We start from the raw sequence: 23,514 nt of genomic DNA, 5'->3' as shown, positions 1-23,514 counted from the left end.
GCGCTGGGTGGGCTGGGCCAGAAGATTCTTCTGGCCCAGCCCACCCTGCGTTTATGGCGAGGCCCCTCCGTAGTCGGGCCGCCCCACCGGGCCGCCTCCGTGGATGACTGCGCCGCTGTGCTGAGACGCTCAGCATCTCCAGTACGCGGCCCGGACGAGGTCGGCGGTGGAGGCGCCGTGCACCTCCACCGCCTTGTTGCTGAGCGGTTGGCCAGCCGGACGTGCCGACCCGCCGGAGTCGACCAGGCGAACTGCTGATGGGGCCGTCGCGCCGTCGGCGGTCGCCTCAACCCCGCCGGTCAGTCACCGGTCCCGTCAGGTGCGGGTCCAGCGTTGGTTGCTGCCGCTGGAGCAGGAGTAGAGCTGGATCAGGGTGCCGTTGGCGGTGCCGGCCGCGGCGGCGTCGAGGCAGAGACCGGACTGGACGCCGACGATGGATCCGTCGGAGTTGAGGCGCCATTTCTGGTTGTCGCCGCCCCAGCAGCTGTAGATTTGGACTTTGGTGCCGTTACTGGTGCCGGCGGCGTCCAGGCACTTGTTGCCGTAGGCCCTGAGCTCGCCGGCGGCGGTGTACGTCCACTGCTGGTTGGTGCCGTTGTGGCAGTCCCACAACTGGAGTTGGGTGCCGTCCGTGGTGCTGGCGTTGGGCACGTCCAGGCAGCGGCCGGAACCGACGCCCTTGATCTGTCCGCCCTCCGCGGGAGGCGTGGTGGTGCCGCCGTTGAGTGCGTTGAGGACGGCGGTGTAGGCGGGCTTCTTGCTGCCGTCGCCGTTGAACAGCAGCGGCGTGTCCTGCGCTCGCCAGGAGTCGGTGTCGCGCACACCCCAGACGGTGATGCCCAGGCAGCGCGGTACGGCCAGGCAGTCGTTGGTCACGTTGGCGTAGGTCGTGGCCGAAGCGCCCTGGATGTCGAGTTCGGTGACGGCCACATCGACGCCGAGGGCGGCGAAGTTCTGCAGGGTGGTGCGGAAGTTGCTGTTGTAGGGGCTGCCGCTGTTGAAGTGCGCCTGGAATCCGACGCAGTCGATGGGCACGCCGCGCTGCTTGAAGTCGCGGACCATGGCGTACATGGCCTGGGTCTTGGCCCAGGTCCAGTTCTCGACGTTGTAGTCGTTGTAGCAGAGCTTGGCGGCCGGATCGGCGGCGCGTGCGGTGCGGAAGGCGACCTCGATCCAGTCGTTGCCGGTGCGCTGCAGGTTGGAGTCGCGCCGGGCGCCCGAACTGCCGTCGGCGAATGCCTCGTTGACGACGTCCCACTGGGCGATCTTGCCCTTGTAGTGGCTCATCACGCCGTTGATGTGGCCGATCATCGCCTGGCGCAGATCGTTGCCGCTGAGGCTCTGCATCCAGCCGGGCTGCTGGGAGTGCCAGGCGAGGGTGTGACCGCGTACCTGCTTGCCGTTCTGCACCGCCCAGTTGTAGACGCGGTCACCGGCTGTGAAATCGAACCGGCCCCGTTGCGGTTCGGTGGCGTCGATCTTCATCTCGTTCTCGGCCGTCACCGAGTTGAACTCACGGCCCGCGATCGTGGTGTAAGCCGAATCGCCGAGTTTGCCCGAGGCGATGGCGGTACCGAAGTAGCGGCCGCTCTGCGCCGCCGCGGCGCCGAGCGTGCTCTCGGCGGCGTGTGCGGTCGGCGGCGCGACCAGTGCGCCGACCATGCCGAGACTGCCGACAATCAGTGCCAACAGCAGGCCGCGGATCTTCCGGCGGACGAGGGTTCTGGCAAGGGCATACGAGCCCATGACTGCGCCTCCAAGGTCGAAATGACGGATGGACTGAACTCAGGGCAGTGCGCGGCCCGTTCCCGTTCGGCGGGCGAGCGGGAACGGACCAGAGCCGGGGCAGCTCGGAATCACGGGACACCGTGGTCGTACGGCTTGGTCGATCTCAGCGGGCACGGGCCGTGGCCGGCCGTCGGACGACGGGGGTCGGCCGTCATTCGACACATGCCATGAGGTACGCCCCTTGCGCTGCTCCGCCGGTGGACCGTCACGTCGCGGCGGGTGCCTGTCCAGCTGCGCCGAGAGCCCGGATGCGCTGGCGCGAACCACACCGGAACGAACGGGCTGTCGCAGGTGTGCTGTTGGGCGGATCTGTCGTGCAGGCGTGCAGGGAACTGTGCCATGGAGCTGTGCTGTGGAGCGGCGCTGTAGAGCGTGGATGCTGGGGTACTGCGGTCCGCCATATCGAACTTCACCCGGTGTCCCAGACAGGGAGATTGGCGTGTTGGCGGTGCATCGTCAATAGCTCCAACTGAGAAAGTTTCTTATTTTGATTCGCAACTTTCGAGCCCGTCAGATGCGGACGATGGACTCGCGAGGTCTAGGCCACTGGGGAGGCCGAGGTCGGGGCCGACGTGCGACCGCTTTTACTCGCCAACTCTCTTCTGCGCGGCCCCCGGGGGTCGAAGTGAGCTTGACCAGGGGACTCCGGCCTCCTCGGGGCTTCGTCGCTCTTCAGGATCGGCCCGAAAGTGCTGCCCGCGCTCGTTCGTTCGGTTCCGCTTCGCCGGTTGGGGTGTGATGGACGGGCCCGAATGTCTGATCGGGTTGCGACGGGGATGCCTGGGGCGCCGGTGCATGACCCGTGCGCGAGGTGGCGATTGTCGGGGCCGTAACCCGCGATCCCCTTTGGCTGGGGCGCCGAGCGGAGGCGGGGAGTATCTCGAATGTTTCGGTCTCGACTGCGACGCGTGCGGAAGGTATTGACGGCCTTCGGCGGCTCCCTATCATTCAGGGTGCTCGACAACTCGACCGTTGTTCGAAATTGCGAACCAGGCCTCCCTCGCGGGAGGTCCCGGATCGCCTCGCTCGGCCATGGAAAGGCGCAGGGAATCGTGCCGGATGCAAATGTCATGAGCTCGCCAATTCGCTGTCCTCTTCGGCCGGACGCCAGCGCGCTCGGTGGTTCGGTCGAGTCACGAGGCCTGGGTTGCGCCCGTCCGAACCGAAGGCGGCCACCACCAGCCGCACCGGCCATACGAGGAGGAGCATGAACCCGCACCCACGCTTCGGACGCCGCCGTGCCCCGGGTTCGGGCTTGTCGGCTGCGGCAGTCCCGCTGATGCGCGAGGCCGTGACGGCCTCCCCGGTCGTCCTCCGAGTCGTCATCCCTGGCGTCCATGCCGCTCGACGGCGCTCGGCGCCGCCGGCCTTCCGGCAACCCACGGATGACCGCGACGTGACGAGAGGTCCGCCGTGCTGTTCCCAGGCCACTACCGAGCGCACTGCACCGACAGTCCGGACAACCTCTGACGAGGTCGACCGGAACCGCCTACTCAAGGGTGAGGAAGTGTCATGCACCGAGGAAGTTTCAGTCGCAGACATCCGTCTGCGATGTTCGCCGCCGCGGTCGCGGTCCTGGCCGCGCTCGCGGCAATGCTCGTCGCCGTTCCGGCTCAGGCCGCTTCCACCGGCGCCCTGCGCGGTGTTGCGTCGAACCGGTGTCTGGATGTGCCGGGTGCCAGCCAGACCAACGGCACCTACCTGCAGATCTACGACTGCTGGGGCGGGACCAATCAGCAGTGGACGCTGACGGACAGCAACCAGCTCACGGTGTACGGCAACAAGTGCCTGGACGTTCCTGGCCACGCCACCACGGCCGGTACCCGGGTGCAGATCTGGACCTGTTCCGGCGGCGCCAACCAGCAATGGAGGATCAACGCCGACGGCACGGTCGTCGGCGTGGAATCCGGTCTGTGCCTGGAGGCTGCGGGCGCCGGTACGGCCAACGGCACGGCGGTGCAGCTCTGGAACTGCAACGGCGGCGGCAACCAGAAGTGGACGGGCCTGTCCGGGGGCACGACTCCGCCGGACGGCACGTGTGCCCTTCCGTCGACGTACCGGTGGTCCTCGACGGGAGTGCTGGCGCAGCCGGCGAACGGGTGGGCGGCGGTGAAGGACTTCACCACCGTGACGCACAACGGCAAGCACCTCGTCTACGCGTCGAACTTCTCAGGGTCGTCGTACGGCTCGATGATGTTCAGTCCCTTCACGAACTGGTCGGACATGGCGTCGGCCGGCCAGACCGGTATGAGCCAAGCCGCCGTGGCTCCCACGCTCTTCTACTTCGCTCCCAAGAACATCTGGGTGCTGGCGTACCAGTGGGGTGCGTGGCCCTTCATCTACCGCACCTCCAGCGATCCCACGAACCCCAACGGCTGGTCCGCTCCGCAGCCGCTGTTCACCGGGAGCATTTCCGGTTCCGACACCGGACCGATCGACCAGACCCTGATCGCCGATGGCCAGAACATGTATCTGTTCTTCGCCGGTGACAACGGCAAGATCTACCGGGCGAGCATGCCGCTCGGGAACTTCCCGGGCAGCTTCGGCTCGTCGTACACGACGATCATGAGCGACACCAAGGCCAACCTCTTCGAGGGCGTACAGGTTTACAAGGTTCAGGGCCAGAACCAGTACCTCATGATCGTCGAGGCGATGGGCGCGAACGGGCGCTACTTCCGCTCCTTCACGGCCTCCAGCCTCAGCGGCTCGTGGACCCCGCAGGCCGCCACCGAGAACAACCCCTTCGCCGGCAAGGCCAACAGCGGTGCCACCTGGACCAATGACATCAGCCACGGTGACCTGGTCCGCAACAACCCTGACCAGACCATGACCATCGACCCCTGCAACCTGCAGTTCCTCTACCAGGGCAAGTCCCCCACCGCGGGGGGCGACTACAACCGGCTGCCGTGGCGGCCCGGTGTCCTCACCCTGCAGCGCTGACCCTCACGATGCACGATGACCGTGGTGTGCCGCGGTCGCGGGCGGGTGGGGGAGCGGTGCACGCCGTGAGCCGTTCCCTCCGCTGACCGCCACTCAGTGTTGCGAGGAACCCCGGCCTTTCCCCGGCCGGGGTTCCTCTCACCTCCTGCCGCTGTCACGGCTGAGCGCACACCGCCTCGACGAGCTGTTCGCGGACGCGGGCCGTACGGCCGCCCGGACGTCGAGCCGGAGTGACGCCGGGAGGGCGTCACCGAACCCGGTGTCCAGTTGATCGACGCGTCCGAACGGTGAGAATGGTGCATCATCCGTCGCCTCAGCGGCACTCGCCGACCGACCGAGAGGTGCCATCTCCGTGCTGCCCCCCGTACCGGCCGACCCGACCGTCCTGCACCCCATGCCGGAACAGCCCCGGGTAGTCCTGCTCAAGCCGTTGGTGACGTCCCCCTTGATCGAGGTCGGAGACTTCACGTACTACGACGACCCGGACGACCCGACGGCGTTCGAGACCCGCAACGTGCTCTACCACTACGGGCCGGAGAGGCTCGTCATCGGGAAGTTCTGCGCCCTGGGCACGGCAACCCGCTTCATCATGAACGGCGCCAACCATCGCATGGACGGGCCGTCGACGTTCCCGTTCCCCACCATGGGCGGCTCCTGGGCCGAGCACTTCGACCTGTTGACCGGACTGCCCAATCCCGGTGACACGATCGTGGGCAACGACGTCTGGTTCGGCAACGGCGCCACCGTCATGCCCGGCGTCCGCATCGGCCACGGCGCCATCATCGCGACCGGTGCGGTGGTCACGAGCGACGTACCCGACTACGGCATCGTCGGCGGCAACCCAGCCCGTCTCACCCGCACCCGCTTCGACGAGGACACCGTCGAGCGGCTGCTCACGGTGGCCTGGTGGGACTGGCCGGTCGAGCGCATCACCGAGCACGTCCGCACGATCATGGCGGGAACCGTCGACGAACTGGAGGGCGTCACCGCGGGCGGCGACCGGTCCTGACGTGTGAACGGCCGCCGCACCGCACCCAGCGAGATGCGGCAGGCAGTTGCAACCCTCCGCCCCAAAACGACCGTACGTGGCTTCCCCATTCCCACGTGATGAGGCGGACGTTGGCTCCGGTATGGGGCGGCGAGCATGGAGTTGGAACGTTCCGGACGGACTGTGGGAGACCGCGAAGCTGCTGATGCCTCCGTCAAGAGTTCATCTGGACAGTGGTGCTCCGCGGCGCAGTTGAGGCTCATTCCAGGATTGCGGCCGGTTGACCCACCCCGCAGCGGCCCCCTAATCGACCTACTCAGGACGAGGCCACTGGAAGGGCGGGGGCGTGAACCTGATGGCCGGGCCTTGGCAAGTACAGGGTGTGAACACTCACTACCACCCTGACCATCACCGACTCCACCGACGGACGGACGTGCATGACTGACGTGGCCCGCGGTGACGCCGAGCTCATCGCGGCCTCACTCGAGGAACCCGAGCGTTTCGCGGTGCTCTTTGACCGACACGCCCCGGCGATCCATCAGTACGTGGCTCGGCGGTTGGGCCAGGACGCGGCTGACGATGTGACGGCGGAGACGTTCTTGACGGCCTTCCGGATACGGGCCCGGTTCGATCCGGCTCGCGCCGGGGTGCGGCCCTGGCTGTTCGGCATCGCCGCCAAGCAGATCGGCCGACATCGTCGGGAGGAGGTCAGGACGTTGAAGCTGCTGGCCCGCACTGGCCATGACCCGGTCGCCGACAGCTGGACCGATGCCGCTGACGACCGTCTCGCTGCGGAGGCCGCTGTCCGCCCGTTGGCCGGGGCGTTGGCCCGTCTGTCCGCGGGCGACCGACACGTCCTGCTGCTGTTCGCCTGGGCCGACCTCGGCTACCAGGAGATCGCCGAAGCGCTCGGCATTCCCATCGGCACCGTCCGCTCCCGCCTCAACCGCGCCCGCCGCAAGCTGCGCACTCAAGCCGGTGCGGCCGACGGCGCCCTGATCGATGCTCGCCTACACGAAGGTGACCCCGCATGAACGAGATCTCCGAACTGAACGGCCTGCGCGCCGGCACACCCCTTCCCGACGCCGCCCGGCTCACCGCGCCGCGGGCCCGGCTGACCACGGCGATCCGCCAGGGCTCGCGGTCGAAGCCTGCCGGCCTTCCCAGGAGGCGGATGATCCTGGTCGGCGCCGTCACCTCCGGAGCCCTGGCCGTGACGACCGGGATCGTCGTCACCCTGCCCCAGGACAGCACCCGCGTTCCCGGCGGGAACGGTCCTCGGATGCTGTCGGCAGGCGCCTCCGCCCACGCCCTTGAACTAGCCGCCCTGACCGTCGAGAAGCACGACGGCACCGAACCCGGCCCGAAGCAGTGGGTGTACGAGAAGAGCACTGTCTTCGGCCAGGGCAAGCCGCAGAGCAGCGAGGAGTGGACCCGTTGGGACGGCACCGGGCACGCCCGTCTGCCCGGCATCCCCCCGGCCGGTGACATCTCCGGCTTCGACCCTGACAAGCTGCAGGTCTGGTACGGCCCCAACCAGGAGGAGAGGTGGAAGAGGGAGGGCTACGACGACCGCTCCCAGCGGCAGTTCTACCGGTTCCTCGCCACCCTGCCCAGCGACCCCGAGCGCATGATGCAGCGCATCCGCGCCGAGCACGCCATCGGCTCCATCAAGGGCGAGACACGCGCGGAGCGCGACTGGCGGGAGATCGACGTGCTGTACCGGTCGGTGCTGATCCCGCCGAACGCCCAGGCGGGCCTGTTCCGGGCCCTGGCGAAGATTCCCGGCGCCCGGGTCAGCACCGGCGTGAAAGACCCCCTCGGCCGTGCGGCGATCAGCGTGAGCGTCACCTACGCCGAAAGGACAGCGGCAGGCTGGCAGGGCAAGCAGGAGATCTTCTTCGATCCCCACACCTACGCCTACCTCGGGCAGACGCGGGACGACAGGGAGATGGTCAGCGCTCGCGCCGCCTGGGGCGTCGTGGACCAGCCTGGTGCCCGCCCCTGAACAGCCCGCCAGGGGGCGTCTGTTGAAACACCGGGCGCCCCCTGGTCGTACCTGATGTTGTGCTACGGAGCGTGCCCTCCCGCCGGCCCGCACGAGATGCCGTAAACGGGCGCCTGAGGGGCCACTACACTGCGCTGTGGCATCACAGGCCACACACAGAACTGGCCTCAGGGGACGGGGAGTCGCATGGCTGCGGGGGGTTGGGGACCAGGATTCGGTCCCGGTCAAGCTGACGGCGGCGGAGCGGGAGGCCAGGGTGGCTGGGGCGCTCCCTACGGGCCACCGCAGGGCGGCCCGTACGGCCCGCCGCCACCGAACCCGGGCCCGTACCCGAGCCCGAACCAGCCTCCGTACCCGTACGGCCCCCAGCCCGCGAGGCCCGCCGCCCGGCGCCGCTACGGGTGCCTGTCCTTCGGGGTCTTCGGGCTGGTCGGCGCGATCCTGCGCTCCGCGCATCGTGTTGCCACCAGGCTCTTCGCGCAGGAGGGCAACGGCCGGATCGAGGACCGCACGGTGGACCGCGTGCAGCTGGCCCGCACGGTGCTCGGTGCCGCCGCCACCATCGCCCTGATCCTCGCCTACAACGTGAATCCGGACCGTTGGGAGGACGCGGCGTACCGCGGTGCCGCGCAGCTCCTCCTCACCCCGATCGTGCTGATGGTCGCCGCGCCTCTGGTCATCGTCGGATTCGTCTATTACGCGCCCCCGCACCTGCGGCCGCATCTGCGCGCGCGGCTGCGCGCTCCTCTCAAGGCGGTCGGCTGGTACGTGCTGACGCTGGTCGTGATCAGCACAGTCCTCGTCGCGACGGCCCTGACGGTCAACGCCGACAACGGCAAGGGCTGGTGGGAGTACGTACTGGCGGTTGCCTCGCTGATCGTGATCGTGTGGGGTTTCCCCTTCTTCTTCATGGCGTCGCTGTACTCGGCCCGCAGCACGTTCAACAGCGCCCAGGTCCACCCGATGCTGCCGCCCGTCCTGACCCTGGCACTGGTGTGGGTGCTCGCCGCATTCAGCTTGATTGACGAGGGCCTGCCGGGGGGCCCGCCACTCGTCCAGTTCTGCTCCACGCTCGGTGGTCCGCTGTCCGTGACCGCTGTCTCGCTGTGGGAACTGCGGCGGATGAGGACGCGCTTCGGGGTTGCCCTGCGCCCCTGATCCGGCTTCGTTATGCCCCGCGCGGCGCGACTTGGCGCAGCGGAGGGTGACTTACGGCATCAGCCGCCACTGCTCCAGATGCGCAGTTGGCGGGCGGTCAGGCCGACTCCCGTCGTGCCGGAGGCCGCATCCCGTACCAGAGCGGCCGCTTCCTTCGGCGGGTAGTCGAGGTGTCGGCCGTTCAAGGTGAGGTAGGCCTCGGCGCAGTGCCAGGCGAAGGCCTCGTTGGAGTGCTCCAGGCAGGGCAGCCTGACGAGCGTCTGCAGCAGCGCGGCCGCTTTGAGGTACACGGACCCGTAGACGTCGTGCTCCAGGGCCCGGGCATTGACGCGGGCCACGGCTGCGTAGAGCGGCCCGAGGTCGTCCACCTGCGGATCGCCGGGCAGTAGTTCGGCGGCGTGCAGAAGGAAGGTCACGTCGAGCGGGTGGAGCGGTTCGTGCTGGGTCACGCGGCGTTGCCGTTTCTCTTCGCCCCTTCAAGATCACGCCGAGCGGCCAGCTCCGCGGCGCGCTGCTCCTGGCTGGGATCGACCGCGCCGGCGCTTTCGGCAAACGCGTCTCCGCTGCGGGTCATCGACGTCCTGAACGCTTCGAGGAAGCGTGCTTCCACGGCGGTGGCGCGATCGTAGGCAGCGGACAGGATGTATTCCTGCAGGCTGACACCGGCCTGTCGTGCGGCGGCCTCGATCGCGGTGCGCTGGGCCGGATCGGGAAAGCGCAGGTTCATGGCCTTGGGCTGCGACATGGTACCGATGGTACCTCCGGTACCACACGGAGAGCCAGACGCTCACCAGGTCCGGAAACGGGGGCAGGCCTCAACCTGCGCGGCTGCGGTTCTCGCGGGGCGACGGTGGAGATCGCGTGGTGAGGTCGGCCCTCCGCCGTCGAGTGAGAGCGATGGCGCAGGTTCCGAGCCTGGCGGGCGATGAGCGCAGGGTGAGGGCCTGGAGGGCCATGAGCGCAGGTTGAGGGCCTTGGGCCTTGGACAATCGGCGTATGCCTTATAACACAGCGACGCACATGCTGAGGGGCGATCCGTCAGGCATGTGGGTCGGTGTCGGGGTGGTAGCCGGGGCGTTGGTCGTAGCCGGCCAGGGGGGTGGGAGAGAGGTCGGTGGGTTCCTCATCGGCCTCCAGCAGGGTGTTGGCGGCGCCGACGATCAGCGGGTCGGGTTTTCCTACGGCGGCATGGTCCTTGGCCGGATAGTCACAGCGGTACAGCAGGCTGCGCATCGCCTCGAGCCGACCGCGGCGTTTGTCGTTGCTTTTGACCACCGTCCAGGGGGCGTGGGGTGTGTCGGTAGCCCGGAACATGTCGACTTTGGCTTTGGTGTAGTCGTCCCAGCGGTCGAGGGAGGCGAGGTCGGTCGGGGAAAGCTTCCAGCGGCGTACCGGGTCGACCTGGCGGATGGCGAAACGGGTGCGCTGTTCGGCCTGGGAGACGGAGAACCAGAACTTCGCCAGCAGGATGCCGTCCTTGGTCAGCATCTCCTCGAACAAGGGAGCCTGTTCCAGGAACGTGCGGTACTCGGCCTCGGTGCAAAAGCCCATCACACGTTCGACTCCGGCCCGGTTGTACCAGGAGCGGTCGAAGAAGACGATCTCACCGCGGGACGGAAGATGGGGCACGTAGCGTTGGAAGTACCACTGACCCATTTCCCGTTCGGTCGGCTTTTCCAGCGCTACGACGCGGGCGCCGCGCGGGTTGAGCCGTTCGGTGAAGCGCTGGATCGTGCCCCCCTTGCCGGCCGCGTCGCGGCCTTCGCACAGCACGACGATTCGCTGACCGGTCTCCTTCACCCAGCGCTGCATCTTCAGCAGCTCGATCTGCAACACCCGCTTGGTCCGCTCGTACTCGGACCGCTTCAGCTTCTGGTCGTAGGGATAGTTCTCCCGCCAGGTGTCCACGGGGCTTCCGTCGGCATCGAGGAGAATCGGCTTCTCCGGCCGGCTTTCGTCGACGCTGAGGCCGTCGAGCAGCTCTTCTTCGGCTCTCGTCGCGGCGCCCTCGTGCGAACCGGCCGCATGGTCGTTCTCTGACATCACTTATCTCCCGGTTGTCCCTCGATGTCGACGTGGACGGTATCCGCCCGGCGTGCCGGCGAGCGTGGATTGACGACGACGGCCGCTGCGGACGGGGCTCACGACAAAAGACGGCGACCGGCCCCGCGCCCGGAGTGGCCGCTGTCGCCGGTCGCGTGTGAGCTGGAGCTGCAGGGTCGCTCAACAGCCGCTCCAGTGGGCCGGGTGTCTTGGCCCGGCGCGCGAGCCGGGGCCTTGGCCGCGCCGGGCGCCGTTCTGGTGACGTCGCGATACAGCAGACGTGGGGGAGGTGGCACAGCGGGGACGGCACAGGCAGAAACGATCATGAGAGGCTCCCGAACTCGCTGAGACGTCGTATTGGGCGATCTGCTGGACCACGTGCCCCTTCCGCCCGGGATCACGCCAGCTGGTGCGGTCCTGCTGGACCGCGACCCGCCGGGCCGCCGTCGGCACGTGCCTCGTGGGGCCTGGTCGTCCCTGGTTCGGCGCAAGGGTGCGCGGCCCGCCCCGCCCTCCGCGGCGCAAAGGCTGCCTGGGCGTTACGGCGATCCGCGGTGCGCAAGGCGGCTCCGTGCGGCTGAGTGCCTCGGCGCTCTGACCAGCGACTACCCGGAGCGGCGAGCATGTGCGGCGCCGCGTCTCCAGCGGCTGCAGGCGGAGAGAGCAGGGTGAGGTGGTCGCCACGGCTCTCTCCTGCCGAGATGCTGGGTCTCCCTTTCCTGATCCGTTGCACTCATGACGTGAGCCACCACCACCGCTGCTACGTGATCGGGCGACGGCAGTGATCGGCGGCGGACAGCCGGTCGGGACGCCCGCTCAGGACGACCTGGCGGCCGCGCGCCGTCCTGGCACACACGGTCGACAGAACGACCAGCGCCGAGACGCCGTCCGCGGAGCGGCGCCGGCCCCCGGACAGGCCCCTCCCGCCGAGGGCCGACAATGAACGCATGGCGTACCTGCCACAGCTGGACCGTACCCTCGACGAACTCGACCCGCCGCGCTGGAGCCCACCGGCCGCAGACGCGACGCACTTGGTCCGCAAGGTGCACAGCCTGCGATGTGTACCGCTGAACGACCTCAGTCCAGCGGATCTGCGCACGCTCGTCTCCCAGCAGGTGTCGCTCGCCTACGTCCTTCCGCTCGCTGTGCACCTGCTGCTCGAGGAACCCCTGTTGGACGCCTACTTCTACGAGGGAGACCTGCTGCTCGCCGCGCTCCAGGCCCCGGCCTCCGCCTGGTCGATGATCCCTGACCTCCAAGAGAGGCTGCGTGACGTGATCACCGGCCTGCCCAAGGAAGCCATTGCCGATCTGCCTCGCGGTGCCGCTGCGGAACTCGCCGGGTTCGTCGCCCGGGTCGACTGATCTTGTTCTGCCGTATCGTCGCGTGTGCTCGACGCGTCACCCGGGCTCCGGCCCATCGTCGGTCGGCTGTTGTCGGAGGCAACGCTGTGCCGCTCAGTGCACCGTCAGCGCAGTCCGAAGGGCGCTTGTGCCGCGGACCCGAACTTCTCGTCCTGTGCTGTCCCGTCGGTGCGCCCGGTCCGCCGGGAGCGGACGAGAGCGCGCCAGCCGAGGGCCATGGCGATCAGCCCCAACGGGATGGCCGCGACGGCTCCGACCATGCCGTTGCCGGTGCCGGGGCCACCACTGGAGGTGGCAAGGTGCAGTATCGCGAGAGCCACGCCGATCAGGCCCACCGCCATGGCCGAGACAGCGCCGGTGCGTGCGTTGCCCGTGGTGATACGGCCCGCGAGGCGGGCCAGGGACAGCCAGCCGATGGCCACGCCGATCACCCCCACGCCGAGGGCCAGGTTGGCCCCTGTCCGCCCGTCGCCGATGACCCCGCCCTCAGCGGCCACCGTGAATACCTCTGCTGCGCTCATGCCGCTCTCCTCCTTCATGTGCGGCGAAATCCCGTGTTTCGCTGTTCCCTGAGCGTGCCTGGCGACCGCACTGCTGGTCGTCCGGCGGGCGCGGTCTTTTCGAACTGACGTCGCCGTGGCAGTCGGCTGCCACGGGTGCGGCAGATGGCGGGCCCCTACCGCGGGTGCGGTAGTCGACAACTCGTCTGCTGGCGGGACTCGCCCGTAGCGGCGTCCGGCTAGGGTGCGCGCATGGACACAGGTCGTTTTCGTGTCCCGGCCGGTGCCATGGACTGGGTGATCGCCGTCAGTGTGGCGGCACTGCTGCTGGGATCGGGGTTGGCCGGGCAGCACCAAGCCGGGAAGGAGCAGCTTTTCGGCTCCGTGCTGCTGGCGGCGGGCGGTATGGCGCTGGTGGCGCGCCGCAGGGCTCCGATCGCCGTGCTGGCGGTCACCGGCCTGTGCGCGGTGGGGTACGAGGCGGCGGGCTTCGGGGTGCTCGCTGTCTCGTACTTGGTGGCGGTGTACGGCGCCGTGCGGGCCGGGCATCGTGCCATGACGGTGGCGGTGTCCGTGTCGTTGCTCATCATCCTTCCCCTCACGGCGCTGGTCTTTCGAGACGGGCCGGCGCGCGAGGCATTCGCGCAGGCCCGCAACGTCCTGGAAATCGCCTGGTTGATCGCCGCCTTTGCCGCCGGCGAGGCGCTGCGCCAGGCCGAGCGGAGGGCGGACGAAGCCGAGCGCACGCGGGAGGAAACCGCTCGGCGCCGTGCCGACGAGGAGCGGCTGCACATCGCGCGGGAGCTGCACGATTCACTCACCCACCAGATTTCGATCATCAAGGTGCAGTCCGAGGTCGCCGTCCACGTCGCGCGCCGGCGCGGTGAGCAGGTACCTGAGGCACTGCTGGCGATCCAGGCGGCCGGGCGAGAGGCGACCCGGGAGCTGCGGGCGACCCTGGAGGCCCTGCGCGACGACGACACGAGCCCGCCGCAGAGCCTTGAGCACGTACCGGAACTGGTCGAGCGGGCCCGTTCGATGGGCCTGGACGTGACGCTGACGATCGAAGGGCAACGGCAGGACGTGCCGGCCGCGGTGGGCCGGACCGCCTACCGCATCGTGCAGGAGGCGCTGACCAACACCGCACGCCACGCCAACGCCACCACCGCGACGGTACGGATCGACTACCGGCCCGGCGCGCTGGCCATCAGGGTGGACGATGACGGCAAGGCCACCCCCGACGACGTACCGGCTCCCGGCCTCGGGCTGCTCGGCATGCGTGAGCGCGTGACTGCCCTGGGGGGCCGGCTGCGCGCGCAGCCGCGCAGCGAGCACGGATTCACCGTCCAGGCCGAACTCCCCGTGGAGCGAGCATCATGATCCGTGTCGTGCTGGTCGACGACCAGCCGCTCATCCGCAGCGGCTTCCGCGCGCTGCTCGACCTCGAGGGCGATATCGAGGTAGTGGCCGAAGCCGCCGATGGCGAACAGGGCGTGGCGCTCATCCAGGAACATCTGCCGGACGTCGCGCTCATCGACATCCAGATGCCCGTCATGGACGGCATCGAGGCGACACGCCGCATCGCGGGTGACCCGGCCCTGGCCGACGTGCACGTCGTCATGCTGACCAACTACGGCATGGACGAGTACGTCTTCGAAGCGCTGCGCGCAGGAGCCGCCGGATTCCTGGTCAAGGACATCATGCCGGAGGACCTCCTGCACGCCGTTCGGGTCGCCGCCCGCGGTGACGTCCTGCTCGCCCCGTCCATCACCCGGAAGCTGATCCACCGATACGTCACCCAGCCGCCGCCTGCCACCGGCGCGGCGCTGGAGGAACTGACCAGCCGGGAACGTGAAGCGGTCGCACTGGTCGCACAGGGCCTGTCCAACGACCAGATCGCCGACCGCATGGTGATCAGTCCGATGACCGCCAAGACACACATCAACCGGGCGATGACCAAACTCCACGCCCGCGACCGGGCCCAACTCGTCGTCCTCGCCTACGAATCCGGCCTGGTCGCCCCACGCAACGGCTGACAGCGCCTGGGGCACCCGCAGTTCACGGTAGCCGGAGGTCTTGGAGACATGCCTGTCGTCATGGAGTTCGGCTTCGCAAGACCCGTACCACGGCTCAGGCGTTCGGCGACGCGGCGCACGTGGTCCTGGGGCCGGAGTGCTCTGACCGACTACCAGGGCAGCTGAGACTCCGACTTCGGTGTGTGGCCGGGCCGCGTCAGTAGACACAGACGGCGTCTCCACCTCCGCTGACGACATGGCAGGATCGCTGCCATGTCTCTCAGCATTCCCCGTCTGCGGATCGGTTCGACCGAGATCATCGCCCTCGCTGACGCCGAAGGCCCGTTCTTCTCACCGCGGGCCGAGGCATTCCCCGGGGCGACGGCCGCTCAGTGGGCCGAGGCCGACCACTACGATCCGGGTGCGGTCGATGCGCAGGGACGCTGGTGGCTGCAGTTCCGGGCCTATGCGATCCGCAGCGAGAAGGGCCTGGCCGTGGTGGACGCCGGGATCGGTCCGGTGGACAGCCCGGCCGCCTCGTGGGCGCCGGTGCCCGGCGCTCTCCCCGCGTCGCTGGCCGCCGCCGGCATCGACCCGGCCGCCGTCGACACCGTGGTGCTCACCCACCTGCACACCGACCACGTCGGGTGGGCGGTGGTGACCGAGGCCGCTGTCCCCTCAACAGACGGCGCAGGAAACGGCGATGCCCCGGCCGGCAGTCGCCGGCCCTATTTCCCCAACGCCGAATACCTGCTCCAGCACGCCGAGTTCGACGCCGTCGACGCGCTCAACCCCCAGCTGCGCGAGACCCTCATCGACCCGCTCAAGGCCGCCGGTCGGCTCCGGCTCCTCGACGGGGACACACCGCTGCGCGTCGGGCGCGCGGTCGCCACGCCCGGTCATACGCCCGGCCACCAGAGCGTGCTGGTCGCCGACGGACGGGAGTTGGCGCTCGTCACCGGCGACCTCCTGGTACACGCTCTCCAACTCCTGCATCCCGAACTCGCCTACGCGCACGAGGTCGACCCCGAGGCGGCCAGGCACTCAAGGGAGCGCACGCTTCGCAGCGGAGCCGGCACGACGATGCACCTGGCGACTCCGCACCTGACGGAGCCATTCCACTCCGTGTGATCGAGAGGGCCGCCGGTTCCGCCCTCAGGGGTGCCAAAGTGAGGGCCGCCTGGCAGTGGATCGAGGCGGAGATCGTCTACGTTCGGGAGGCCACGGACGGCGACGGCGACCTCCGTTTCTGTCCCGAGGTCGCCTTCACCCCTCCGGAAAGCGATGAGGTCAGGGTCGAAGCCTCGACGTGCCCGTCTGCAGGGCTGCGGCGAACCTGGCCTGCTGGCCTGCCTGGGGGCGGGGTCGGTGGCGCGTTCCTCGCTGCGGTGCTGTTCATGGACCTGTTCACCTGACGATCTTCCGCACCAACTGGCCGCCGACACGGGCCCAGGACCAGGTTCTCGATCAAGAAGCGGTCGGCGTACTCGTCAGTTGTCCCGAAGTGCGACCGCCAACGTCAGTTCGAGGACGCGGTGGGGCGATGCGAGATCCGGAAACAGCTCCCGCAGCTGCGACATCCGGTAGCGAACGGTCTGGGGATGGACGAACAACTCCGCCGCCACGTCGTCCCGCCTGCCCTGGTGCAGCAGCCACGCCCGCAACGTCTCCTCCAGCCGCCGTGCGGTCGCGGCGGGCAAGGTCCGCAACGGCGCGAGGGCCCGGGCACGTAGGTCTGCGAGTGCGTCCGCGTCGGCGCTCAGCACCAGTTCGGGCAGGTGGTCCTCGGTGTCGCGGATATCGGGGGAGAGAGACCGTGCGCGTACGGCTCGTGCGTACGAGGCGGACGCTCGGGTCCATGGCCGGGCGGGGCCGATCACGGCGGTGCGGTCGGTGAGCTGCCGCAAGAGATGTGACCGGTCGGAGTCGGGGACGAGCAGCACACCGGTGGCGTCCGGCAGATCGTCGAGGACGAGGGTGCTCGGATCGAGTGTGCGATAGGCGGGCCGGGCCTGGGCGGCGGGCAGCAGGACCGCGGTCAGCGACCCCGGAGGCTGCCACCCGGCTCGTTGGGCCGATACCAGCAGCACGTCCGGGCTCGCGCCGGCGAGGAGGTCGCGGGCCAGGTGCTCCAGGTGGCGCTCGTGCTCTCGGCCCCGGGCGGCCAGTTCGTCGGCGTGGCCCGCGGCGCTCGCGGCCGAGAGCTCGTCGATGTAGGCGAAGGTCAGCTCGGCGAACTTGGCGACCTCGGCGGCGGGCAGACCTGCCGGTACGGCTCCCGCTGCCAGGCATCGCCAGGCCACGCGGGCGCCGACGCGGTAGGCGCTGAGGAGGGCGTCCATCGAACGGCCGTCACGGACCTCGCCGCGGCCCAGCTCGTAGGCCGCGTCACTGCCGTCGCCTGCCGTGGCGTTGCCGCTCGCGAGGTCCAGGTAGTGCCCCAGGGCGGTGCGGACGGCTCGGCGGATGGTGGCGCCCATGTGGCCTGTGAGGGCGTTGGCGTACGGAGGGACCTCGTCGATGATCGCCTGGACGACCTCGTCGGCGGTGGCCTTCAGCGCTGCCCGAAGTGCTGTGACCGTCGTCTCATCGAGGGCCAGTTCACTGGCCCTCCGGATCACATGGCTCATTTTTTATTCCCTGCGAACAATTCTGGCGACCAGATTCACGTCCTGCGGTCAGGACTTTACGCCCTGGGGCACAGCAAGCTGGAGACATGACGAGTACAGCCCTCCGCAGCAGGGCGTGGAAACTACTGGAGATGGTGACGACGCCGCTGCTGCCGTCTGACTACCTCGACCTGGTCAGTCCGCTGCGCGCGGGCGCTGACCTGCGGGGACGCATCGAGGCCGTGCACCCCGAGACGGGCGACGCCGCGACGATCGTGATCAGGCCGGGACGGGGCTGGCGCGGGCACAGAGCCGGTCAGTACGTGCGTATCGGCGTCGACGTCGACGGGGTGCGCCTGTGGCGTGCCTACTCGCTCACCTCGCCGACCGACCGCGAGGACGGCCGCGTCACGATCACCGTCAAGGCGATCCCGGACGGCAAAGTCAGCAACCACCTGGTCCGCAGGGCGAAACCGGGCACGCTGATCCAGCTCGACCAGGCGACCGGTGACTTCGTGCTGCCGCGGGCCAAGCCCGCCAAGGTGCTCTACCTGACGGCCGGCAGCGGGATCACGCCCGTCATGGGCATGCTGCGCGACACCGCATTCGACGACGTCGTCATGGTCCACTGCGCGCCCCAGCCGCACGACGTGATCTTCCGCGACGAACTGCACGACCTGGTCGCGAAGAAGAAGCTGCAGCTCACCGAGGTGCACACCGACACAGACGGCATGCTCGACATCGCCCGTCTCGACGAACTCGTGCCCGACTGGGCCGAGCGCGAGACCTGGGCCTGCGGGCCCGCGGGCCTGCTCGACGCCGCTGAGAAGCACTGGGCCGATCACGGCGTTCCTGAGCGCCTGCACACCGAACGCTTCCGCCCCAGCATCGTCGTCGCCGGCGACGGCGGCGAGGTCACCTTCAGTGCCACCGGCAAGACCGTCGACGCGGACGGCGCCACGCCGTTGCTGGACGTCGGCGAAGAGGCCGGCGTGCTCATGCCGTCCGGGTGCCGCATGGGCATCTGCTTCGGCTGCACCACACCGCTCAAGGCGGGCGCCGTCCGTGACCTGCGCACCGGCGAGATCACTGAAGCCGAACCGGGCGTCCTCATCCAGACCTGCGTGTCCGCCGCCGCGGGCCCCTGCGACATCGAACGGTAGGAACAGTTTGACCGCCATCGACCCCACCGCCCACCTGACCGCGGAGCAGATCGAGGAGCTCGGCCGCGAGCTGGACGCGATCCGCGACGAGGTGATCGCCAGCCGCGGCGAGAAAGACGCCGCCTACATCCGCAAGGTCATCGCGGCGCAGCGCAAGCTCGAGCTGGCCAGCAGGGGAGTGCTGCTGTTCTCGTTCTTCCCGCCCGCGTGGCTGATCGGCACAGCCGGGCTGTCCGTGGCGAAGATCATGGACAACATGGAGATCGGTCACAACGTCCTGCACGGCCAGTGGGACTGGATGCGGGACCCGAAGATCCACTCCACCACCTGGGATTGGGATCATGTCTCGCCGGCCGACCAGTGGAAGCACTCGCACAACGAGTTGCACCACAAGTACACCAACGTGCTCGGCAAGGACAACGACCTCGGCTACGGCATCATGCGCGTCGACGAGGACCAGAAGTGGCAGCCCTTCCACCTCGGCCAGCCGCTGTGGAACTTCATCAACGCCTGCTTCTTCGAGTACGGCATCGCCGCGTACGACCTCGAACTGGGCAACAACCTGAGCAAGCACCGCCGCAAGGACCCGGAGTTCCGAGCGCGGGCCAAGGCCGTGGGCCGCAAGATCCGCAAGCAGGTGCTAAAGGACTACGTGATCCACCCGCTGCTGTCGGGCCCCTCGTTCCTCACCACACTCGCCGCCACGTTCACCGCGAACGTGGTCCGCAACATCTGGTCCCACTCGGTGATCATGTGCGGGCACTTCCCCGAGGGCGTCCAGGTCTTCGAGCGCCGGTCGATCAAGGGCGAGACGCGCGGTGAGTGGTACCTGCGCCAGATGATGGGCTCGGCGAACATCAGCGGCAGCAAGGCCATGCACTTCATGACCGGCAACCTCTCGCACCAGATCGAGCACCACCTGTTCCCGGACCTGCCGAGCAACCGGTACGCCGAGGTCGCGGTGAAGGTGCGCGCGCTGTTCGAGAAGTACGAGCTGGAGTACGTGACCGGACCGCTGCCCAAGCAGGTGTTCTCCGCGTGGCGCAAGGTCGTCCGGCTCTCGCTGCCGAACAAGAAGCCCAAGGTCACAACGTCGGCCCGCGAGCAGGAAGTCCTCGCGGCCTGATTCCTGGTCGGTCGGATCCTGCCATGGTCGGGTCATAGTCGGATGCGTAGGCGCCCTCGGTTTGCCGACGGGCGCACCGGCTGGAAGGCGACGGGCGCTCCGGCTGGAAGGCAGGGGCTACGACGTGCACACAGCCGGAACCGATGCCCGCCGCCCCTGTGCCCGACCGGCGCTGCTGCCGGGGTGGGTGAGCCGAACTGGGACGGGTGGCGGGCGCTGGTGCCCGCCTGCGGTGTTGGCCGTCCGCCGCTCATGAGGTCTAGCGCGCGCCCGACGGCGTCGGGCCGGCGGTCGGGCAGACCGGGGGGCAGGGCGACGTCACGCGGGGACGGCGAGGGGCGGGTGCTCGAGTACGCGGGGCTGGTACTCGACCAGTTGGATGCGGCCGTCGAAGGTGCGGTGCTCGATCATCTCGAGCGCGACGTCCGGATAGCCGTCGTAGATGCGCTCTTCGCCCGTGGCCCCGGTGATCACCGGGAACATCACGACCCGGAAGCGGTCGACGAGTCCGGCTTGCAGCAGGGACCGGCACAGGCTGAGGCTGCCGATCGTGCTGAGGAGCCCCGAGCCACTCGACTTCATGGCGCGGACCGCCTCGACGGCGTCGTCGCGGACGAGCGTGGAGTTGGCCCACGTCAGCGGTTCCTCGAGTGAAGAGGAGAACACCACCTTGGAGGCCTGCGTGAGCTCGTCGACGGACGCCTCTTCTTCGGGCCTGAACTCGTCCTGGCCCTCCGGGACCTCGCCTGCGGCGAAGCCCGACATCAGGCGGTAGGTGTTCGCTCCCATCAGGTAGGTGGCCTGGGGCTGCGCGCCGAGCCATGCGAGATATTCCGGCCCCTCCAGCCCCCAGAACCCGGGCCACCCCTGTCCCGACGCGTAGCCGTCGAGGGAGGTGATGAAGTCGACGAGAAGCTCCGACATTGCGGTGTCCTTTCCTGGGGTGTCACGTGATTGTCCTGCTGAGAGAGCCGTGAGCGCAGTTCGCCGCTCGGACTGGTCTCGCTGTAATTCGCGTGGACTCTCGGACCGGTGTGTTATGCGCCCGCCGGTTGTGCCGCATTACGTGCCCGCAGGACCCCTTCGACGCCTTCCAGGAACGTCTCGGTGATGAGTCGGGAGTCGGTGAGGCATCCGGCGGCCATGGCTCCGTCGCGAAGCATGACGAAGTGCCGCCCCGCTGCTTCGGCGGGCTCGTCTCCGACCTGCGCCAGCAAATCCGTGACGGTGTCGAGAAACCACTGCCGGTGTGCGAGTACGGCCTGGTGGATCGGGTGCGTCGCGTCGGGATACTCGGCCACGGCGTTGAGGAAGGCGCAGCCGCGGAAGCCCTCGGACCGGATGCCCTCGGCGATGGCGCGGCCGACCGCGCGCACTTTGTCGGCCGGGGTTTCCAGGCCCTCCTGGGCGGCCAACAGCTGGGCCCTGATGGCCTGGTCGGCCTGCTCGAGGTAAGCGAGGACAAGGTCCTCCTTGCCGGAGAAGTGCCGGTACAAGGTAGCCCGGGTCACCTGCGCTTCCTCGATGATCCGATCAACGCCGACGGAGTGGATCCCCTCCGCGTAGAAGATCCTGACGGCGGTCCCGAGCAGCCGCGCCCGGGCTGCTGACGTGCTGCCCGCGTTCGTCTTCCGACTCATGACCCCACCTTACCCCCGAGGGAGAACGTTCGGTCTTGACAGGGTGACCGGGGCGTCCAATGATGAAAAGAGACCGAACGTTCTCCCTCGAGTTGAAAGGCGGATCCGCCATGGACACCGTCGTCAGCCGGCCCACTCCCACCGCTCAGACCGAGTTCCTGGCGGCTCTGCGCAAGCTGTATCTCCTGCGCTTCGCGTTCGCCGCCGTCTGGGCGGCCCTGCTCTTCTCGACGGCCGACAGTCTGGGCCTGCTCAGCGGGGCGCTGCTGGTGCTCTATCCCCTCTTCGACGCGGCCTGCGCGGTGATCGACCTGCGGTCGGCCCGGGCGGACGACGGCGCGACCAGGAGACTGCTGGTGAACATCGCGCTCAGCGTGGTCACTGGCATCGCCCTGGCCGTCGCGCTCACGTCGGGCATCCCGGCCGTCCTGCGGGTCTGGGGCGTCTGGGCCATCACTGCGGGCATCGCGCAATTCACAGTGGGCCTGGTGCGGCGCCGGATGGGCGGACAGTGGCCGATGATCGTGAGCGGAGCCATCTCCACACTCGCCGGCGCGAGCTTCGTTCTCCAGGCCGGCAGGGACGGTGCCACGCTCGCGAATCTCGCCGGATACGCCTTCCTCGGCGGCGTCTTCTTCCTCGCCTCCGCGCTACGCCTCAACTCCGGGCACCGGAAAAGCTGAGCATCCGTCGGCACGGACTCATCGCGCATCCACGTCATGCACGCCCGTCGCCGAAGTACGGCCGGGCATTGCGTTCGGCCCGCGCGGTCGTCGGACCGATCGGCATGCCGCCGGTCGCGCGGGTTGGCGGCGCCAGGCGGAGTTGCAGCCCACGCCGCAGTCCCGGGGCCGCCCCGATCTGCGCCATGCGCGCGACATGCAGCGAGGGATTCGGGCACCCTCATCGGACGGAGCGTCCCCCTCCCGGCACGAGATCGGGCCTTGTCTCACCCGAAGATCTTGTTGTTGGAGCGGGTAGGGGGACATCCTGTTCAGGCGGTTGCCGTGACCGGTCTCGCCGCCGCAGGCCCTGCTCTCCAGACGCCCGGAGGAGTCCGATGGAAGCCGAACCCATTCCCTCACCGGGCACGCTCCTCTGGTCCGGGCGGCTCGGTCGCGTGCGGGCCGAGCTCCGCCGAGCCGGAGACCGGCGGGTGCTGACCATCGGCGACCGGCGGATCGAAGTCCAGCCCGGTGCCGTGGTGCGGCACCGCAGCGGCCTGCTGGGCCAGCGGCTCACCATCGAGCAGCCCGGCGAGGCGCCCTTCACCCATCGCTACCGGCTGCCATGGCCTTCCCGGATCGCCCCGCTGCGGGAGGCGACTTACGACCGATGGGCCGCCGAGGCCGACGACCCCGGGCTGCGCCTCACCGAGCTGCTTGGAGGAAGCGACGACTGGCAGGATGCCCCAGCCGAGATGTGATCGCGTGGTGGAGAGGAAAGCCTGACGGGTCCGGCCCGCCGGTTACACCTGGCCTGCAACGCTTGATTACGGCAACCGGGGCACTCGGTGGACATCGGCACCGTTCAGATCCCGGAGGCAGCTCATGAGTGCCACAGCCACCAGCTCCGGCGGCGCCCCCGCGCCCTCACGCATGCTGGCGATCTACCTCAATGACCACCTTGCCGGTGCGACGGGCGGTGTCGAACTGGCTCGACGCATGGTCCAGGAGCACGGAGAGTCGGAGCACGGCCGGGAGCTGCGCGGTCTGGCCGCCGCGATCACCCAGGACCGCTCGGCACTGCTGCGTCTCATGGCCGACCTGGACGTGCCCACCCGGCGTTACAAGGTCTACGGAGCCTGGCTGGGCGAGAAGATCGGACGGGTCAAGCCCAACGGGCGGCTGCTGCGCCGCTCCGGCCTGACCCTGCTGGTCGAGCTCGAAGCCATGCGGCTTGGCGTGCAGGGAAAGATCCTGCTGTGGCGCACCCTCCACCACGCCGCGCGATCGGACCCCCGCCTTGAACCCGCCCAGCTCCAGCTCCTGCTGCAGCGGGCCGAGGAGCAGGCCACCACACTGGACGCCCTGCACGCCGAGGCTGCTGCGATGCTGCTTCCTCCGACCGACTCCCCGGAACACGTGACAGCGGGAGCAGCGGGGACGGACCACGGACGGTCCCAGGCCTGATGGCGGCGGCCCTACGCGTCTTCTGATCGGGAGCCGCGGC

24 protein-coding genes are annotated in these 23,514 nt (G+C 68.9%); 15 read left to right on the top strand and 9 right to left on the bottom strand.

The window, feature by feature from the left end; all coding sequences use genetic code 11:
* Positions 1 to 315: 315 nt before the first annotated feature.
* Positions 316 to 1,746: an endo-1,4-beta-xylanase gene (locus tag ACWDRW_RS18565; RefSeq protein WP_451724412.1), complete on the bottom strand. Its 1,431-nt coding sequence runs from the start codon at positions 1,744 to 1,746 to the stop codon at positions 316 to 318.
* A gap of 1,554 nt (positions 1,747 to 3,300) precedes the next feature.
* Between ACWDRW_RS18565 and ACWDRW_RS18560 the strand changes: the two genes are divergently transcribed.
* The 5 genes from ACWDRW_RS18560 to ACWDRW_RS18540 all read left to right on the top strand — a co-directional run bounded on the left by ACWDRW_RS18560 (position 3,301) and on the right by ACWDRW_RS18540 (position 8,882).
* On the top strand, positions 3,301 to 4,728 hold the full coding sequence (locus ACWDRW_RS18560; RefSeq protein WP_451724410.1) for a non-reducing end alpha-L-arabinofuranosidase family hydrolase: 1,428 nt from the start codon (positions 3,301 to 3,303) through the stop codon (positions 4,726 to 4,728).
* Between the two features lie 394 nt (positions 4,729 to 5,122).
* Positions 5,123 to 5,737 carry a CatB-related O-acetyltransferase gene (locus tag ACWDRW_RS18555; protein ID WP_451724425.1) on the top strand — a complete coding sequence of 205 codons (615 nt, stop codon included), beginning with the start codon at positions 5,123 to 5,125 and terminating at the stop codon, positions 5,735 to 5,737.
* 416 nt (positions 5,738 to 6,153) lie between these two features.
* The gene (locus ACWDRW_RS18550) at positions 6,154 to 6,750 is read left to right on the top strand and encodes an RNA polymerase sigma factor (protein ID WP_451724408.1); all 597 of its coding nucleotides are present in this window, start codon (positions 6,154 to 6,156) and stop codon (positions 6,748 to 6,750) included.
* Entirely contained in the window at positions 6,747 to 7,724 is a 978-nt protein-coding gene (locus ACWDRW_RS18545; RefSeq protein ID WP_451724407.1) for a CU044_5270 family protein, read from the top strand. Before ACWDRW_RS18550 ends, ACWDRW_RS18545 begins: the two co-directional genes overlap by 4 nt.
* Positions 7,725 to 7,910: 186 nt before the next feature.
* The gene (locus ACWDRW_RS18540; RefSeq protein ID WP_451724406.1) at positions 7,911 to 8,882 is read left to right on the top strand and encodes a hypothetical protein; all 972 of its coding nucleotides are present in this window, start codon (positions 7,911 to 7,913) and stop codon (positions 8,880 to 8,882) included.
* Positions 8,883 to 8,941: 59 nt separating this feature from the next.
* On the opposite strand, the gene ACWDRW_RS18535 is transcribed toward ACWDRW_RS18540, so the two are convergent.
* The 4 genes from ACWDRW_RS18535 to ACWDRW_RS18520 form a co-directional block, all read right to left on the bottom strand.
* On the bottom strand, positions 8,942 to 9,331 hold the full coding sequence (locus ACWDRW_RS18535) for a fic family toxin-antitoxin system, toxin component (protein ID WP_451724403.1): 390 nt from the start codon (positions 9,329 to 9,331) through the stop codon (positions 8,942 to 8,944).
* On the bottom strand, positions 9,328 to 9,627 hold the full coding sequence (locus tag ACWDRW_RS18530; RefSeq protein WP_451724401.1) for a hypothetical protein: 300 nt from the start codon (positions 9,625 to 9,627) through the stop codon (positions 9,328 to 9,330). Before ACWDRW_RS18530 ends, ACWDRW_RS18535 begins: the two co-directional genes overlap by 4 nt.
* Positions 9,628 to 9,920: 293 nt before the next feature.
* Positions 9,921 to 10,925 (bottom strand): polyphosphate kinase 2, encoded by a 1,005-nt coding sequence (ppk2, locus tag ACWDRW_RS18525; RefSeq protein ID WP_451724399.1) that lies wholly within the window; start codon positions 10,923 to 10,925, stop codon positions 9,921 to 9,923.
* Positions 10,926 to 11,685: 760 nt separating this feature from the next.
* On the bottom strand, positions 11,686 to 11,874 hold the full coding sequence (locus ACWDRW_RS18520; RefSeq protein WP_451724396.1) for a hypothetical protein: 189 nt from the start codon (positions 11,872 to 11,874) through the stop codon (positions 11,686 to 11,688).
* On the opposite strand from ACWDRW_RS18520, the gene ACWDRW_RS18515 reads away from it, so the two are divergent.
* Positions 11,873 to 12,289 carry a contact-dependent growth inhibition system immunity protein gene (locus ACWDRW_RS18515; RefSeq protein WP_451724394.1) on the top strand — a complete coding sequence of 139 codons (417 nt, stop codon included), beginning with the start codon at positions 11,873 to 11,875 and terminating at the stop codon, positions 12,287 to 12,289. The two genes, ACWDRW_RS18520 and ACWDRW_RS18515, sit on opposite strands and share 2 nt — an antisense overlap.
* A 104-nt stretch (positions 12,290 to 12,393) precedes the next feature.
* On the opposite strand, the gene ACWDRW_RS18510 is transcribed toward ACWDRW_RS18515, so the two are convergent.
* Entirely contained in the window at positions 12,394 to 12,810 is a 417-nt protein-coding gene (locus tag ACWDRW_RS18510; RefSeq protein ID WP_451724392.1) for a DUF6223 family protein, read from the bottom strand.
* 231 nt (positions 12,811 to 13,041) lie between these two features.
* On the opposite strand from ACWDRW_RS18510, the gene ACWDRW_RS18505 reads away from it, so the two are divergent.
* The 4 genes from ACWDRW_RS18505 to ACWDRW_RS18490 all read left to right on the top strand — a co-directional run bounded on the left by ACWDRW_RS18505 (position 13,042) and on the right by ACWDRW_RS18490 (position 16,219).
* On the top strand, positions 13,042 to 14,169 hold the full coding sequence (locus tag ACWDRW_RS18505) for a sensor histidine kinase (RefSeq protein WP_451724391.1): 1,128 nt from the start codon (positions 13,042 to 13,044) through the stop codon (positions 14,167 to 14,169).
* Positions 14,166 to 14,825 (top strand): response regulator, encoded by a 660-nt coding sequence (locus tag ACWDRW_RS18500; RefSeq protein ID WP_451724389.1) that lies wholly within the window; start codon positions 14,166 to 14,168, stop codon positions 14,823 to 14,825. The genes ACWDRW_RS18505 and ACWDRW_RS18500 overlap by 4 nt, the downstream gene beginning before the upstream one ends.
* A 252-nt stretch (positions 14,826 to 15,077) precedes the next feature.
* Positions 15,078 to 15,935 carry an MBL fold metallo-hydrolase gene (locus ACWDRW_RS18495; RefSeq protein WP_451724387.1) on the top strand — a complete coding sequence of 286 codons (858 nt, stop codon included), beginning with the start codon at positions 15,078 to 15,080 and terminating at the stop codon, positions 15,933 to 15,935.
* Positions 15,932 to 16,219 carry a hypothetical protein gene (locus ACWDRW_RS18490; RefSeq protein ID WP_451724385.1) on the top strand — a complete coding sequence of 96 codons (288 nt, stop codon included), beginning with the start codon at positions 15,932 to 15,934 and terminating at the stop codon, positions 16,217 to 16,219. Before ACWDRW_RS18495 ends, ACWDRW_RS18490 begins: the two co-directional genes overlap by 4 nt.
* A gap of 75 nt (positions 16,220 to 16,294) precedes the next feature.
* On the opposite strand, the gene ACWDRW_RS18485 is transcribed toward ACWDRW_RS18490, so the two are convergent.
* Positions 16,295 to 17,434 (bottom strand): PucR family transcriptional regulator, encoded by a 1,140-nt coding sequence (locus tag ACWDRW_RS18485; protein WP_451724384.1) that lies wholly within the window; start codon positions 17,432 to 17,434, stop codon positions 16,295 to 16,297.
* An 86-nt stretch (positions 17,435 to 17,520) separates the two neighbouring features.
* Between ACWDRW_RS18485 and ACWDRW_RS18480 the strand changes: the two genes are divergently transcribed.
* Both ACWDRW_RS18480 and ACWDRW_RS18475 read left to right on the top strand, forming a co-directional pair.
* A complete protein-coding gene (locus ACWDRW_RS18480) occupies positions 17,521 to 18,576 on the top strand; it encodes a ferredoxin reductase (RefSeq protein WP_451724383.1) in 1,056 nt (351 codons plus the stop codon).
* Positions 18,577 to 18,583: 7 nt separating this feature from the next.
* A complete protein-coding gene (locus tag ACWDRW_RS18475) occupies positions 18,584 to 19,702 on the top strand; it encodes a fatty acid desaturase family protein (protein ID WP_451724381.1) in 1,119 nt (372 codons plus the stop codon).
* Between the two features lie 318 nt (positions 19,703 to 20,020).
* On the opposite strand, the gene ACWDRW_RS18470 is transcribed toward ACWDRW_RS18475, so the two are convergent.
* Together ACWDRW_RS18470 and ACWDRW_RS18465 are read right to left on the bottom strand one after the other, a co-directional pair.
* Entirely contained in the window at positions 20,021 to 20,626 is a 606-nt protein-coding gene (locus ACWDRW_RS18470; protein ID WP_451724380.1) for a dihydrofolate reductase family protein, read from the bottom strand.
* 113 nt (positions 20,627 to 20,739) lie between these two features.
* The gene (locus ACWDRW_RS18465; protein ID WP_451724377.1) at positions 20,740 to 21,342 is read right to left on the bottom strand and encodes a TetR/AcrR family transcriptional regulator; all 603 of its coding nucleotides are present in this window, start codon (positions 21,340 to 21,342) and stop codon (positions 20,740 to 20,742) included.
* 110 nt (positions 21,343 to 21,452) lie between these two features.
* Between ACWDRW_RS18465 and ACWDRW_RS18460 the strand changes: the two genes are divergently transcribed.
* From ACWDRW_RS18460 to ACWDRW_RS18450, 3 genes are all read left to right on the top strand, one after another.
* Entirely contained in the window at positions 21,453 to 22,025 is a 573-nt protein-coding gene (locus ACWDRW_RS18460) for a DUF308 domain-containing protein (protein ID WP_451724374.1), read from the top strand.
* A gap of 377 nt (positions 22,026 to 22,402) precedes the next feature.
* Positions 22,403 to 22,768, top strand: coding sequence for a hypothetical protein (locus ACWDRW_RS18455; protein WP_451724372.1), 366 nt, complete (start codon positions 22,403 to 22,405; stop codon positions 22,766 to 22,768).
* A 124-nt stretch (positions 22,769 to 22,892) separates the two neighbouring features.
* Positions 22,893 to 23,474 (top strand): hypothetical protein, encoded by a 582-nt coding sequence (locus ACWDRW_RS18450; protein ID WP_451724370.1) that lies wholly within the window; start codon positions 22,893 to 22,895, stop codon positions 23,472 to 23,474.
* The last annotated feature ends 40 nt before the right edge of the window (positions 23,475 to 23,514 follow it).

This window comes from Streptomyces sp. NPDC003635, assembly GCF_053587635.1.
The sequence above is the reverse complement of the archived record's forward strand: the minus strand, read 5'-3'. Positions and strand labels throughout refer to the sequence as shown.

What these genes read in the sequence shown, in the direction of transcription:
- ACWDRW_RS18565 (WP_451724412.1), bottom strand. Translation starts at nt 1,746, where the DNA reads ATGGGCTCGTATGCCCTTGCCAGAACCCTCGTCCGCCGGAAGATCCGC.
- ACWDRW_RS18560 (WP_451724410.1), top strand. Translation starts at nt 3,301, where the DNA reads ATGCACCGAGGAAGTTTCAGTCGCAGACATCCGTCTGCGATGTTCGCC.
- ACWDRW_RS18555 (WP_451724425.1), top strand. Translation starts at nt 5,123, where the DNA reads ATGCCGGAACAGCCCCGGGTAGTCCTGCTCAAGCCGTTGGTGACGTCC.
- ACWDRW_RS18550 (WP_451724408.1), top strand. Translation starts at nt 6,154, where the DNA reads ATGACTGACGTGGCCCGCGGTGACGCCGAGCTCATCGCGGCCTCACTC.
- ACWDRW_RS18545 (WP_451724407.1), top strand. Translation starts at nt 6,747, where the DNA reads ATGAACGAGATCTCCGAACTGAACGGCCTGCGCGCCGGCACACCCCTT.
- ACWDRW_RS18540 (WP_451724406.1), top strand. Translation starts at nt 7,911, where the DNA reads ATGGCTGCGGGGGGTTGGGGACCAGGATTCGGTCCCGGTCAAGCTGAC.
- ACWDRW_RS18530 (WP_451724401.1), bottom strand. Translation starts at nt 9,627, where the DNA reads ATGTCGCAGCCCAAGGCCATGAACCTGCGCTTTCCCGATCCGGCCCAG.
- ppk2 (WP_451724399.1), bottom strand. Translation starts at nt 10,925, where the DNA reads ATGTCAGAGAACGACCATGCGGCCGGTTCGCACGAGGGCGCCGCGACG.
- ACWDRW_RS18515 (WP_451724394.1), top strand. Translation starts at nt 11,873, where the DNA reads ATGGCGTACCTGCCACAGCTGGACCGTACCCTCGACGAACTCGACCCG.
- ACWDRW_RS18520 (WP_451724396.1), bottom strand. Translation starts at nt 11,874, where the DNA reads ATGCGTTCATTGTCGGCCCTCGGCGGGAGGGGCCTGTCCGGGGGCCGG.
- ACWDRW_RS18510 (WP_451724392.1), bottom strand. Translation starts at nt 12,810, where the DNA reads ATGAGCGCAGCAGAGGTATTCACGGTGGCCGCTGAGGGCGGGGTCATC.
- ACWDRW_RS18505 (WP_451724391.1), top strand. Translation starts at nt 13,042, where the DNA reads ATGGACACAGGTCGTTTTCGTGTCCCGGCCGGTGCCATGGACTGGGTG.
- ACWDRW_RS18500 (WP_451724389.1), top strand. Translation starts at nt 14,166, where the DNA reads ATGATCCGTGTCGTGCTGGTCGACGACCAGCCGCTCATCCGCAGCGGC.
- ACWDRW_RS18495 (WP_451724387.1), top strand. Translation starts at nt 15,078, where the DNA reads ATGTCTCTCAGCATTCCCCGTCTGCGGATCGGTTCGACCGAGATCATC.
- ACWDRW_RS18485 (WP_451724384.1), bottom strand. Translation starts at nt 17,434, where the DNA reads ATGAGCCATGTGATCCGGAGGGCCAGTGAACTGGCCCTCGATGAGACG.
- ACWDRW_RS18480 (WP_451724383.1), top strand. Translation starts at nt 17,521, where the DNA reads ATGACGAGTACAGCCCTCCGCAGCAGGGCGTGGAAACTACTGGAGATG.
- ACWDRW_RS18470 (WP_451724380.1), bottom strand. Translation starts at nt 20,626, where the DNA reads ATGTCGGAGCTTCTCGTCGACTTCATCACCTCCCTCGACGGCTACGCG.
- ACWDRW_RS18465 (WP_451724377.1), bottom strand. Translation starts at nt 21,342, where the DNA reads ATGAGTCGGAAGACGAACGCGGGCAGCACGTCAGCAGCCCGGGCGCGG.
- ACWDRW_RS18460 (WP_451724374.1), top strand. Translation starts at nt 21,453, where the DNA reads ATGGACACCGTCGTCAGCCGGCCCACTCCCACCGCTCAGACCGAGTTC.
- ACWDRW_RS18455 (WP_451724372.1), top strand. Translation starts at nt 22,403, where the DNA reads ATGGAAGCCGAACCCATTCCCTCACCGGGCACGCTCCTCTGGTCCGGG.
- ACWDRW_RS18450 (WP_451724370.1), top strand. Translation starts at nt 22,893, where the DNA reads ATGAGTGCCACAGCCACCAGCTCCGGCGGCGCCCCCGCGCCCTCACGC.